Origin of the sequence: Pseudocitrobacter faecalis (assembly GCF_965231525.1) — a bacterium.
In the GTDB taxonomy this organism is placed as follows: Bacteria; Pseudomonadota; Gammaproteobacteria; order Enterobacterales; family Enterobacteriaceae; genus Pseudocitrobacter; species Pseudocitrobacter faecalis.
This window is the reverse complement of sequence record NZ_CBDDNJ010000002.1, coordinates 4,327,388-4,339,979: the sequence shown is the minus strand read 5'-3', so window position 1 is coordinate 4,339,979 and position 12,592 is coordinate 4,327,388. Positions and strand designations below refer to the sequence as shown.

Annotated in this window: 9 protein-coding genes, 2 tRNA genes, 1 rRNA gene and 1 riboswitch; of the genes, 10 read left to right on the top strand and 2 right to left on the bottom strand. The window is 53.7% G+C overall.

Translation table 11 applies throughout. The features are described from left to right. From argB to oxyR, 3 genes are all read left to right on the top strand, one after another. Entirely contained in the window at positions 1–774 is a 774-nt protein-coding gene (gene argB / locus ACOXYR_RS21015; RefSeq protein ID WP_421356082.1) for an acetylglutamate kinase, read from the top strand. 101 nt (positions 775–875) lie between these two features. Continuing rightward, a complete protein-coding gene (gene argH / locus ACOXYR_RS21010; RefSeq protein WP_421356083.1) occupies positions 876–2,249 on the top strand; it encodes an argininosuccinate lyase in 1,374 nt (457 codons plus the stop codon). 335 nt (positions 2,250–2,584) lie between these two features. Further along, complete coding sequence (gene oxyR / locus ACOXYR_RS21005) at positions 2,585–3,505, top strand: DNA-binding transcriptional regulator OxyR (RefSeq protein WP_108476330.1); 921 nt, start codon at positions 2,585–2,587, stop codon at positions 3,503–3,505. Here the strand turns inward: oxyR and sthA are convergent. Continuing rightward, positions 3,488–4,888: a Si-specific NAD(P)(+) transhydrogenase gene (sthA, locus tag ACOXYR_RS21000; RefSeq protein WP_015966477.1), complete on the bottom strand. Its 1,401-nt coding sequence runs from the start codon at positions 4,886–4,888 to the stop codon at positions 3,488–3,490. The genes oxyR and sthA overlap by 18 nt on opposite strands. A gap of 197 nt (positions 4,889–5,085) precedes the next feature. Between sthA and fabR the strand changes: the two genes are divergently transcribed. Both fabR and ACOXYR_RS20990 read left to right on the top strand, forming a co-directional pair. Then, on the top strand, positions 5,086–5,721 hold the full coding sequence (gene fabR, locus ACOXYR_RS20995) for an HTH-type transcriptional repressor FabR (RefSeq protein WP_015966476.1): 636 nt from the start codon (positions 5,086–5,088) through the stop codon (positions 5,719–5,721). A 15-nt stretch (positions 5,722–5,736) separates the two neighbouring features. Then, positions 5,737–6,096 (top strand): YijD family membrane protein, encoded by a 360-nt coding sequence (locus ACOXYR_RS20990; protein WP_108476331.1) that lies wholly within the window; start codon positions 5,737–5,739, stop codon positions 6,094–6,096. Between the two features lie 54 nt (positions 6,097–6,150). Here the strand turns inward: ACOXYR_RS20990 and trmA are convergent, their stop codons facing one another. Continuing rightward, positions 6,151–7,251: a tRNA (uridine(54)-C5)-methyltransferase TrmA gene (gene trmA / locus ACOXYR_RS20985; RefSeq protein WP_108476332.1), complete on the bottom strand. Its 1,101-nt coding sequence runs from the start codon at positions 7,249–7,251 to the stop codon at positions 6,151–6,153. Between the two features lie 114 nt (positions 7,252–7,365). Beyond that, positions 7,366–7,547, top strand: a riboswitch (cobalamin riboswitch). A 66-nt stretch (positions 7,548–7,613) separates the two neighbouring features. Here trmA and btuB point away from each other — a divergent pair. The 5 genes from btuB (at position 7,614) to ACOXYR_RS20960 (ending at position 12,522) form a co-directional block, all read left to right on the top strand. Continuing rightward, positions 7,614–9,482, top strand: a complete 1,869-nt coding sequence (gene btuB, locus ACOXYR_RS20980) for a TonB-dependent vitamin B12 receptor BtuB (protein WP_421356084.1) — start codon at positions 7,614–7,616, stop codon at positions 9,480–9,482. After that, positions 9,427–10,278 (top strand): glutamate racemase, encoded by an 852-nt coding sequence (gene murI / locus ACOXYR_RS20975; protein ID WP_421356085.1) that lies wholly within the window; start codon positions 9,427–9,429, stop codon positions 10,276–10,278. Before btuB ends, murI begins: the two co-directional genes overlap by 56 nt. 374 nt (positions 10,279–10,652) lie before the next feature. Then, positions 10,653–12,192, top strand: a 16S ribosomal RNA gene (locus tag ACOXYR_RS20970). 70 nt (positions 12,193–12,262) lie between these two features. Further along, positions 12,263–12,339, top strand: a tRNA-Ile gene (locus ACOXYR_RS20965). A gap of 107 nt (positions 12,340–12,446) precedes the next feature. Continuing rightward, a tRNA-Ala gene (locus tag ACOXYR_RS20960) sits at positions 12,447–12,522 on the top strand. Positions 12,523–12,592 lie beyond the last annotated feature (70 nt).

The window sequence follows — 12,592 nt, the reverse complement described above, 5'->3', positions numbered from 1 at the left end:
ATGAATCCATTAATTATCAAATTAGGCGGCGTGTTGCTGGATAGCGAAGAAGCGCTGGAGCGTCTGTTTACTGCGCTGGTGAATTATCGTGAGTCACATCAGCGCCCGTTAGTGATTGTGCATGGCGGTGGCTGCGTGGTGGATGAGCTGATGAAGCAGCTTAACCTGCCGGTGAAAAAGAAAAATGGCCTGCGCGTGACGCCTGCTGACCAGATAGACATCATCACCGGCGCGCTGGCGGGTACGGCCAACAAAACGCTACTGGCGTGGGCAAAGAAACATGATATCGCCTCTGTAGGCCTGTTCCTGGGCGATGGCGATAGCGTCAACGTGACCAAACTCGATGAAGAACTGGGCCACGTTGGCCTGGCGATGCCGGGTTCGCCAAAACTCATTAACCTGCTGCTGGACGGCGGCTTCCTGCCGGTTGTCAGTTCAATTGGCGTGACGGCTGAAGGTGAGCTGATGAACGTCAATGCCGACCAGGCCGCTACAGCGCTGGCGTCGACGCTGGGCGCGGATCTGATTCTGCTTTCTGACGTGAGCGGCATTCTTGACGGTAAAGGTCAGCGTATCGCCGAGATGACGGCGGAAAAAGCAGAGCAACTGATCGAACAGGGCATTATTACCGATGGCATGATTGTGAAAGTGAATGCGGCGCTGGATGCCGCGCGTACGCTGGGTCGCCCGGTGGATATCGCATCATGGCGTCATGCGGAGCAACTGTCGGCGCTGTTCAACGGCACGCCGATTGGCACGCGGATTCTGGCTTAATATTTTCCCTCACCCTAACCCTCTCCCACAGGGAGAGGGGATTGTTCGGTGCGTGAGGGTAGCTTTCAGGCAACATTAAACGAATTTTAAGGAAACGAGTTATGGCACTTTGGGGCGGGCGTTTTACTCAGGCAGCGGATCAACGGTTCAAACAGTTCAACGACTCTTTGCGCTTCGACTATCGCCTGGCGGAACAGGATATTACTGGCTCTGTCGCCTGGTCTAAAGCGCTGGTTACGGTCGGCGTGTTGACTGCTGAAGAGCAGCAGCAACTGGAAGAGGCGCTGAACGTGCTGCTGGAAGAGGTCCGTGCGAACCCGCAGCAAATTCTGCAAAGCGATGCCGAAGACATCCATAGCTGGGTGGAAGGTAAGCTCATCGATAAAGTCGGGCAACTGGGCAAAAAACTGCATACCGGGCGCAGCCGTAACGATCAGGTGGCGACCGATCTGAAACTGTGGTGCAAAGATACCGTTGCGGAGTTGCTGTCGGCTAACCGTCAGTTGCAGAGCGCGCTGGTGGAAACCGCGCAGCAGAATCAGGATGCCGTGATGCCGGGTTACACGCACTTACAGCGTGCGCAGCCGGTGACTTTTGCTCACTGGTGTCTGGCCTATGTTGAAATGCTGGCGCGTGATGAAAGCCGTCTGCAGGATGCAGTAAAACGCCTCGATGTCAGCCCGCTGGGTAGCGGTGCGCTGGCGGGTACGGCTTACGAAATCGATCGTGAACAACTGGCTGGCTGGTTAGGTTTTGCCTCTGCAACGCGCAACAGTCTGGACAGCGTTTCTGACCGCGACCACGTGCTGGAACTGCTGTCCAATGCCTCAATCGGCATGGTGCATTTATCGCGCTTTGCTGAAGATTTGATCTTCTTTAACTCCGGCGAAGCGAATTTCGTCGAACTGTCTGACCGTGTGACCTCGGGGTCTTCCCTGATGCCGCAGAAGAAAAATCCGGATGCGCTGGAGCTGATTCGCGGTAAGTGTGGCCGCGTGCAGGGCGCGTTGACCGGCATGATGATGACGCTGAAAGGTCTGCCGCTGGCGTATAACAAAGATATGCAGGAAGACAAAGAGGGCCTGTTCGACGCGCTCGACACCTGGCTGGACTGCCTGCATATGGCGGCGCTGGTGCTGGACGGTATTCAGGTGAAACGCCCGCGTTGCCAGGAAGCGGCGCAGCAGGGTTACGCCAACGCGACAGAACTGGCGGATTATCTGGTTGCTAAAGGCGTGCCGTTCCGTGAAGCGCACCATATCGTCGGTGAAGCGGTGGTCGAAGCGATTAAACAGGGCAAACCGCTGGAAGCGCTGGCGCTGGCGGATCTGCATAAATTCAGCAGCGTGATCGGCGTTGATGTATATCCGATCTTGTCCCTGCAATCGTGCCTGGATAAACGTGCGGCGAAAGGCGGGGTGTCACCGAAGCAGGTGGCGCAGGCGATTAGCGATGCGAAACAGCGTTTGATTTAACGAGAATCCTCCCTCACCCCAGCCCCTCTCCCATCGGGAGAGGGGCTAGTCCGTGTAACCTTTTGCTCGATCGGTTCCCTCTCCCTGTGGGAGAGGGCTAGGGTGAGGGGTTACGCCCAAAAAAAATGCGGACCTGAGGGTCCGCAAACGTTCACGTTGGCTTTAGTTATTTCGAGTTTGAGAGAAACTCTGCGAAACATCACGGTGACTTCAAGGGTTAAGGAGGTACCGTTCCGTTTCTGTGTTGCATTATTGAACAGAAAGCTTGATAGGGATAATCGTTCGTTGCTATTCTATCTATCGCCGCGAACTATCGTGGCAATGGAGGATGAATAATGAATATTCGTGATCTTGAATACCTGGTCGCGTTAGCCGAACACCGGCATTTCCGTCGGGCGGCAGACTCGTGCCATGTCAGTCAGCCAACGCTGAGTGGGCAGATCCGCAAGCTGGAAGATGAGCTGGGCGTGATGTTGCTGGAACGCACCAGCCGTAAAGTGCTTTTCACCCAGGCAGGCTTGCTGCTGGTGGATCAGGCGCGCACGGTGCTGCGTGAGGTCAAAGTGCTCAAGGAAATGGCAAGCCAGCAGGGAGAGACCATGTCCGGTCCGCTGCATATCGGTTTGATTCCGACGGTTGGGCCGTACCTGCTGCCGCACATTATCCCAATGCTTCACCAGACTTTCCCAAAACTCGAAATGTACCTGCATGAAGCGCAAACGCATCAACTGCTGGCACAGCTCGACAGCGGTAAGCTGGATTGCGCCATTCTGGCGCTGGTGAAAGAGAGCGAGGCGTTTATCGAAGTGCCTCTGTTTGATGAGCCAATGATGCTGGCGATCTATGAAGATCACCCGTGGGCCGAACGCGATCGCGTGCCGATGTCCGATCTGGCGGGGGAAAAACTGCTGATGCTGGAAGATGGTCACTGTCTGCGTGACCAGGCGCTCGGGTTCTGTTTTGAAGCGGGCGCTGATGAAGATACGCATTTCCGGGCAACCAGCCTCGAAACGCTGCGTAATATGGTGGCGGCAGGCAGCGGTATTACGCTGTTACCGGCACTGGCTGTGCCGCAGGAACGTCGCCGTGATGGCGTGATCTATCTGCCGTGCATTAAGCCAGAACCTCGCCGCACCGTGGGCCTTGTTTATCGTCCGGGATCACCCCTGCGCAGTCGCTATGAGCAACTGGCAGAGGCTATTCGTGGCACGATGGAAGGTCACTTCGACGAGAAAGCGTTACCAAAGGCGGTTTAAACCATTAAGCGCCGCTACCCGATAGGCTTCGGCCATGGTCGGGTAGTTAAAGGTGGTGTTAACAAAGTACTCGATAGTGTTACCGCCGCCTTTTTGCTCCATGATTGCCTGGCCGATGTGAATAATCTCCGCCGCGCGTTCGCCAAAGCAGTGAATACCCAGAATCTCTTTCGTCTCCCGGTGGAACAGAATTTTCAGCGTTCCCACGTTCATGCCGACTATCTGCGCGCGCGCCAGGTGTTTAAACTGTGCCCGACCCACTTCATACGGTACTTTCATCGCCGTCAGTTGCTGTTCGGTTTTGCCCACAGAACTGATTTCCGGAATGGTGTAAATCCCGGTTGGAATGTCTTCAACCAGGTGCGCCGTCGCTTCGCCTTTTACCATCGCGTGCGCGGCAATGCGACCCTGATCGTAAGCAGCAGACGCCAGGCTCGGATAACCAATCACGTCGCCCACCGCGTAAATGTGCGGCAGGGCCGTCTGGTACATGCTGTTCACTTTTAACTGACCGCGGCTGTCACACTGCAGGCCGATGTTCTCCAGCGCCAGCGAATCAGTATTCCCGGTGCGTCCATTGGCATACAGCAGGCAGTCAGCTTTCAATTTCTTGCCGGATTTCAGGTGCATGATGACACCGTCGTCCAGACCTTCAATTTTCTCGTACTCTTCGTTGTGGCGAATGACCACACCGCTGTTCCAGAAATGATAAGAGAGCGAGTCCGACATCTCCTGGTCGAGGAACGCCAGCAGACGGTCACGGGTGTTGATCAAATCAACTTTGACGTCCATTCCACGGAAAATGGAGGCATACTCACAGCCAATTACCCCCGCGCCGTAGATAATGACGTGGCGAGGTTCGTGATGCAGGCTGAGGATTGAGTCGCTGTCGTAAATGCGCGGATGGCTGAAGTCGACGTCGGCGGGGCGGTAGGGGCGCGAGCCGCAGGCGATAACGAATTTTTCCGCCGTCAGCGTTTCGACCGAGCCGTCCGGGCACTCCAGCGCCAGCGTATGTTCGTCAACGAAATGCGCGTTGCCCTGCAAAATTTCGCAGTGATTACGCTCATAAAAGCCCTGACGCATGCGAGTCTGCTGATTAATCACGCTGTCAGCATGGTTCAGAATGTCGGCGAAAGAGGAGCGGAGAAGTCGGGTGTGGTCGCTGTAAAGGGGGTTCTGGTTGAATTCAATAATGCGGCTAACGGCATGACGAAGTGCTTTTGAGGGGATGGTGCCCCAGTGGGTACATCCGCCGCCGACATTATGATAACGCTCAATAACGGCGACACGCGCTCCCTGTTTCACCAGACCCATCGCAGCGCCTTCGCCGCCGGGGCCGGAACCAATTACTATTGCATCATAATCGTAGGAATTTGGCATGGTAAGGCTTACCTGTTCTTATACATAAAAGCAACAGAATCATAACATCTTCACTGTGATAACCCAATTATCATTGTGCTTTTTTCATGCAAAAGAGCATAAATCGCCCGTAAACAATCATTCACAAAGCAGTGTAAGTCGATTAGTTTTAATCTCTGGTATAGTGCCAACAAGGCATTTGGAAGGATTCAATCATCGTGATGGGCGTTAGAGCGCAACAAAAAGAAAAAACCAGGCGTTCGCTGGTGGAAGCAGCATTTAGTCAACTGAGTGCTGAGCGAAGCTTTGCCAGCCTGAGTCTGCGTGAAGTGGCTCGCGAAGCGGGCATTGCGCCAACCTCTTTTTACCGACATTTTCGTGACGTCGATGAATTGGGGCTGACGATGGTGGACGAAAGCGGCCTGATGCTGCGTCAGTTGATGCGTCAGGCGCGTCAGCGTATCGCCAAAGGCGGCAGCGTGATCCGTACTTCCGTGTCGACATTTATGGAGTTCATTGGGAATAACCCTAACGCTTTTCGCCTGCTTTTGCGCGAACGTTCCGGTACGTCTGCGGCGTTTCGTGCTGCGGTCGCGCGTGAAATTCAGCACTTCATCGCGGAACTTGCCGACTATCTGGAAATCGAAAACCATATGCCACGCGCCTTTACCGAGGCACAGGCAGAAGCGATGGTGACGATTGTCTTTAGCGCAGGCGCAGAAGCGTTAGATGTCACGCCGGAACAGCGCCGCCAGCTGGAAGAACGACTGGTGCTGCAATTGCGCATGATCTCGAAAGGCGCGTATTACTGGTATCGTCGCGAACAGGAAAAAACGACACATCATTCCGAATAAGGTGGAAGACGAGCAATGAAACAGTCAGGACAAGATAAAGGAACGCTGTTGCTGGCGCTGATCGCTGGCTTATCAATTAACGGAACTTTTGCGGCGCTGTTTAGCTCCATTGTGCCGTTCTCTGTATTCCCAATTATTGCGCTGGTGCTGACGGTGTACTGTCTGCATCAGCGGTATCAGAATCGCACGATGCCGGTGGGGTTGCCTGGCCTGGCTGCGGCCTGCTTTATTTTGGGCGTGCTGTTATACAGCACCGTGGTGCGCGCGGAATATCCGGATATCGGCTCTAACTTCCTGCCAGCGGTGCTGTCGGTGATTCTGGTTTTCTGGATTGGCGTGAAAATGCGAAATCGGAAACACGAGGTTGCTGAATAACATGTGTTGTTTGCCGGATAAAGCGCTTACGCCGCCTCCGGCAAGACAAGGGTATTATTTCTTCGTTAGCAGAACGCCGCACTCCATATGGTGCGTATACGGGAACTGATCAAACAGCGCCAGACGTTCTACATTGTGCGTCTGGCCTAACGTTTCCAGGTTCTGACAGAGGGTTTCCGGGTTGCAGGAGATGTACAGAATACGCGGATACGCCTGCACCATTTTCTCGGTTTCGCTGTCCAGCCCGCTGCGCGGCGGATCGACGAAAATCGTTTCACACTGATAACTTTTTAAATCAATGCCCTGCAAACGGTTAAATTCCCGCACGCCGTTCATCGCCTGGGTAAACTCTTCCGCCGACATGCGAATAATCTGCACGTTATCAATGTGGTTTGCCGCAATGTTGTATTGCGCGGCGGCGACGGACGGCTTGGCAATTTCGGTGGCCAGCACCCGGTCAAAGTTGCGCGCCAGCGCCAGCGAGAAGTTACCGTTCCCGCAGTAGAGCTCCAGCAAATCACCCGTAGAATTTTTCGTGGCGTTGAGCGCCCACTCCAGCATTTGCACGTTCATTGCCGCGTTCGGCTGGGTAAAGCTGTTTTCCACCTGACGGTAGATCATCTCTTTCCCGGCTACCGGCAGGCGTTCGTCGATATAGTCTTGATCCAGCGCGATTTTCGTTTTCGTCGCGCGGCCGATGATATGGACGTTCAGGTTCTGCGCGCGCAGGGCGTCGCGCAGCGCTTGCGCCTCGGCACGCCACGCGTCGTCGAGCTTTTTATGGTACAGCAGAGAAACGATCGCCTGATTGCTTTGCGTAGACAGGTAATCAATCTGGAACAGCTTGTGGCGCAGCGTGTGGTTATTACGCACGCCGTCCAGCATGGCGGTCATCAGCGTATTGATGAGCTCACTGGCCGCCGGGAAAGAATCCACGCGGATGCGGCTTTTGGTCTGCTGATCAAAAATGATGTGGTACAGGTCGTCACCCTCATGCCAGATACGAAATTCCGCACGCATGCGGTAATGACTGACTGGCGAGCGAAACACCTCCGGAACCGGCGCATTGAACGGGGCCATCATCGTTTGCAGACGGACCACTTTCTCGGCCAGCTGCGCTTCGTATTGCTCGGTAGGAAGGTGTTCGGGGGTCATGATGCATCCTGAATAATAAAAGTACGCGGGGATTGTAGGGCCTGCTCAGGGGATGTCCAGCGATTGATGTTCTTCGAAATCGTAATAGCAGTCTGGACATCTATATGTAACTAAATGTAGCATCCGGGTTCCGGTCCTGTGAGTTAAAAGGGAATCCAGTGAAAATCTGGGGCTGACGCGCAGCGGTAAGGAGTGGTGGGATGAACGCATTTTGCAGACACTGCCTGAAAAGGTGGGAAGTCCTCATCCGGTAAACGCCCCCAAGCCCGAAGACCTGCCGGGTGACGTCGCACTGGGTTTTCATCATCGCGGGCTATTGATGAAACCGGCGGCATCCTTATTCTATTGTGGATGCTTTAACAATGATTAAAAAAACTTCGCTGATGACGGCGTTATCCGTCTCGGCTTTTTCCGTTTGGGCGCAGGACAGCACTACAGACACGCTCGTCGTAACAGCCAGTCGTTTCCAGCAGCCGGTCAATACCGTTCTCGCGCCGATGGATGTCGTCACCCGAGATGACATCGACCGCTGGCAGGCCAAAAATCTTAATGATGTGATGCGTCGTCTGCCGGGCGTCGATATCGCACAATATGGCGGGATGGGGCAGAGTTCTTCGCTCTTTATCCGCGGCACTGAAACCAGGCAGGTTTTGGTGCTGGTCGATGGCATTCCGATGACCCGCCCTGGTATCTCTAATAACCCCGACCTTAACCAGATTCCGCTTTCGTTAGTTCAGCGCGTAGAGTACATCCGTGGGCCGCGCTCGGCGATTTATGGTTCCGGTGCGATGGGGGGGGTTATCAACATCATTACCCACTCTGACGAGGAACAATCGAAAATTTCCGCCAGCATGGGCTCTAAAGGCTACCAACAATATGATGGCACATTGCGTCAGCGCTTTGGCGATACGGTAGCGACGGTGGCGGGCTCTTATGAAACCACCAAAGGATTTGATGTGCAGCCGGGCTCGACCTGGAACCACGATAACGATCGCGATGGCTTCCGCAATAAAACCTTCTGGGGAAGCCTGGAGCATAAATTCAACGATAGCTTCGATGGCTTCTTCCGTGGCCACAGCTATACCAATAATGTGGATTACGACCTGGGAAGCCCACCGTACTCACCAGCATACAGTGCGGATGAAGAGCAACTGTATAACCAGACCTGGGATACCGGCCTGCGATTCCATTCCGGAATCTACTCTTCGGAGCTTATCGCCAGCTATCAGAAGGTGAAGGACTATAACTACAGTAGTATTTATGGTCGTTATAAAGACGGCACAGCGCTTGACCGCATGACCCAACGTAACCTCCAGTGGGGGAACAACCTGATTGTCGGACATGGCTCGGTAAGTGCCGGGGTGGACTGGCAGCAACAGCGTTTGACTTCGTCGGATACGGCGATATCTGATACCTATAAGCGCGACAATACCGGGCTTTATCTCACCGGGCAGCAGCAGTTTGGTGACGTGACGCTGGAAGCATCGGGCCGTGAAGATCACGATGAGCAGTTTGGCTGGCACGGTACCTGGCAAACGGCGGCGGGCTGGCAGTTCGTCGAGAACTATAAAGTGACGTTATCGTACGGTACTGGTTTCCTGGCGCCATCGTTAGGTCAGCAGTTTGGTTCGACACGCTTTGGTATTAGTTCGAATCCGGACCTGAAACCGGAAGAATCGAAACAGTGGGAAGCGGGGCTGGAAGGTTTGACCGGGCCGCTGGACTGGCGTTTGTCAGCGTATCACTACAAGATTTCTAATCTGATTACCTACTATTCCGATCCGGTTACCTATGACGGAGAGTACGCTAACATTAACTCGGCGACCATTAAGGGTGTGGAGTGGACCGGTAGTTTTGATACGGGGATCGTTAATCATCGTGTGACGCTGCAATATATGGATCCGCGTAACGACGAGAATGATGAAGTGCTGGCGCGCCGCTCTAAGCGTCAGGCGAAATATCAGCTTGACTGGACAATGTTTGATGTGGCTATGGATGTGTCGTGGCAGTACTACGGTCGCCGCTACGATAACAACACGTCGCAATACAATCCGAAACAGCAGGTTTTACCGAGCTACAGCACGGTTGATGTTTCCGCGTCATATCCAGTCACCTCACAGCTCACAGTTCGTGGTAAAATAGCCAACCTGTTCGATAAAGATTACGAGACAGTTTATGGCTACCAAACTGCAGGACGGGAATACACCTTGTCTGGCAGCTACACCTTCTGAACCACGGCCTACCGTACTGGTGTTTGACTCCGGTGTCGGTGGGTTGTCGGTCTATGATGAGGTCCGTCAACTTTTGCCGGACCTTCATTACATCTACACCTTCGATAACGTTGCCTTTCCTTATGGGGAAAAAAGCGAAGCGTTCATTGTTGAGCGCGTGGTTGAGATTGTGACCGCCGTTCAGCAACGTTATCCGCTCTCCCTGGCGATTATCGCCTGCAACACTGCAAGCACCGTTTCATTGCCGGCCCTGCGTGAGAAGTTTGCCTTCCCGGTGGTCGGTGTGGTGCCGGCCATTAAGCCGGCGGCGCGTTTATCGGCGAACCGTATTGTCGGCTTGCTGGCAACGCGTGGCACGGTGAAGCGTTCTTATACGCATGAACTCATCGCTCGTTTTGCCAATGAATGCAAAATCGAAATGCTGGGTTCGGCAGAGCTGGTGGAGCTGGCGGAAGCGAAACTGCATGGCGATCCGGTTTCACTGGATGAGCTGCGTCGTATTCTGCGCCCGTGGCTGCGGATGCAGGAGCCGCCGGATACGGTTGTGCTCGGTTGTACGCATTTCCCGCTGCTGCGTGATGAACTGCTGCAGGTGCTCCCGGAAGGCACGCGGATGATCGATTCCGGCGCGGCGATTGCGCGTCGCACGGCCTGGCTGCTGGAGCATGAAGCGCCAGATGCGAAATCGACGGAAGAGAATAAAGCGTTTTGTATGGCACTGACCGACGAAACTGTACGACTTTTACCCGTCTTACAGCGTTACGGCTTCGAAACGCTTGAAAAACTGCCAGTTTAAACCGGTTTTGCTCAAAAAAGAGACGGTTGAAAAGTTTTTTTTAAACAGGGGTTGTCAACGTCTCAGAACTCCCTATAATGCGCCTCCACTGACACGGAACAACGGCACGCAAGCCGCCGGGTCAGCGAGGTTCTTAAGAGAACTTCAGCAGAGAAAAGTGAAATAAAACTTGACTCTGTAGCGGGATGGCTTAATATGCACACCCCGCGCCGCTGAGAAAAAGCGAAGCGGCACTGCTCTTTAACAATTTATCAGACAATCTGTGTGGGCACTCAATGATACGGATTCTTAACGTCGCAAGACGATAAATGAATACCAAGTCTCTGAGTGAACACGTAATTCATTACGAAGTTTAATTCACGAGCATCAAACTTAAATTGAAGAGTTTGATCATGGCTCAGATTGAACGCTGGCGGCAGGCCTAACACATGCAAGTCGAACGGTAACAGGAAGCAGCTTGCTGCTTTGCTGACGAGTGGCGGACGGGTGAGTAATGTCTGGGAAACTGCCTGATGGAGGGGATAACTACTGGAAACGGTAGCTAATACCGCATAACGTCGCAAGACCAAAGAGGGGGACCTTCGGGCCTCTTGCCATCGGATGTGCCCAGATGGGATTAGCTAGTAGGTGGGGTAATGGCTCACCTAGGCGACGATCCCTAGCTGGTCTGAGAGGATGACCAGCCACACTGGAACTGAGACACGGTCCAGACTCCTACGGGAGGCAGCAGTGGGGAATATTGCACAATGGGCGCAAGCCTGATGCAGCCATGCCGCGTGTATGAAGAAGGCCTTCGGGTTGTAAAGTACTTTCAGCGAGGAGGAAGGTGTTGTGGTTAATAACCGCAGCAATTGACGTTACTCGCAGAAGAAGCACCGGCTAACTCCGTGCCAGCAGCCGCGGTAATACGGAGGGTGCAAGCGTTAATCGGAATTACTGGGCGTAAAGCGCACGCAGGCGGTTTGTTAAGTCAGATGTGAAATCCCCGGGCTCAACCTGGGAACTGCATTTGAAACTGGCAAGCTTGAGTCTCGTAGAGGGGGGTAGAATTCCAGGTGTAGCGGTGAAATGCGTAGAGATCTGGAGGAATACCGGTGGCGAAGGCGGCCCCCTGGACGAAGACTGACGCTCAGGTGCGAAAGCGTGGGGAGCAAACAGGATTAGATACCCTGGTAGTCCACGCTGTAAACGATGTCGACTTGGAGGTTGTGCCCTTGAGGCGTGGCTTCCGGAGCTAACGCGTTAAGTCGACCGCCTGGGGAGTACGGCCGCAAGGTTAAAACTCAAATGAATTGACGGGGGCCCGCACAAGCGGTGGAGCATGTGGTTTAATTCGATGCAACGCGAAGAACCTTACCTGGTCTTGACATCCACAGAACTTAGCAGAGATGCTTTGGTGCCTTCGGGAACTGTGAGACAGGTGCTGCATGGCTGTCGTCAGCTCGTGTTGTGAAATGTTGGGTTAAGTCCCGCAACGAGCGCAACCCTTATCCTTTGTTGCCAGCGATTCGGTCGGGAACTCAAAGGAGACTGCCAGTGATAAACTGGAGGAAGGTGGGGATGACGTCAAGTCATCATGGCCCTTACGACCAGGGCTACACACGTGCTACAATGGCATATACAAAGAGAAGCGACCTCGCGAGAGCAAGCGGACCTCATAAAGTATGTCGTAGTCCGGATTGAGTCTGCAACTCGACTCCATGAAGTCGGAATCGCTAGTAATCGTAGATCAGAATGCTACGGTGAATACGTTCCCGGGCCTTGTACACACCGCCCGTCACACCATGGGAGTGGGTTGCAAAAGAAGTAGGTAGCTTAACCTTCGGGAGGGCGCTTACCACTTTGTGATTCATGACTGGGGTGAAGTCGTAACAAGGTAACCGTAGGGGAACCTGCGGTTGGATCACCTCCTTACCTTAAAGAACCGTTCCTTGAAGTGCTCACACAGATTGTCTGATGAAAATTAGCAGTAAAAAATCTCTGCAGGCTTGTAGCTCAGGTGGTTAGAGCGCACCCCTGATAAGGGTGAGGTCGGTGGTTCAAGTCCACTCAGGCCTACCAAATTCGTTCTGATACTGCGTTGCGGAATGACTCGCATACTTCAGTATGCTTCGCCATCCCACGCCTTGTCTCAAAACGAATTCCGGTTACAGAGATTGACCTACGATGGGGCTATAGCTCAGCTGGGAGAGCGCCTGCTTTGCACGCAGGAGGTCTGCGGTTCGATCCCGCATAGCTCCACCATCTTTACTGCAAAAACCAAGAAAACTTCAGAGTGTACCTGAAAAGGTTCACTGCGAAGTTTTGCTCTTTA

Coding starts and splice junctions, on each gene's coding strand:
- argB (WP_421356082.1), top strand. CDS start 1: ATGAATCCATTAATTATCAAATTAGGCGGCGTGTTGCTGGATAGCGAA.
- argH (WP_421356083.1), top strand. CDS start 876: ATGGCACTTTGGGGCGGGCGTTTTACTCAGGCAGCGGATCAACGGTTC.
- oxyR (WP_108476330.1), top strand. CDS start 2,585: ATGAATATTCGTGATCTTGAATACCTGGTCGCGTTAGCCGAACACCGG.
- sthA (WP_015966477.1), bottom strand. CDS start 4,888: ATGCCAAATTCCTACGATTATGATGCAATAGTAATTGGTTCCGGCCCC.
- ACOXYR_RS20990 (WP_108476331.1), top strand. CDS start 5,737: ATGAAACAGTCAGGACAAGATAAAGGAACGCTGTTGCTGGCGCTGATC.
- trmA (WP_108476332.1), bottom strand. CDS start 7,251: ATGACCCCCGAACACCTTCCTACCGAGCAATACGAAGCGCAGCTGGCC.
- btuB (WP_421356084.1), top strand. CDS start 7,614: ATGATTAAAAAAACTTCGCTGATGACGGCGTTATCCGTCTCGGCTTTT.
- murI (WP_421356085.1), top strand. CDS start 9,427: ATGGCTACCAAACTGCAGGACGGGAATACACCTTGTCTGGCAGCTACA.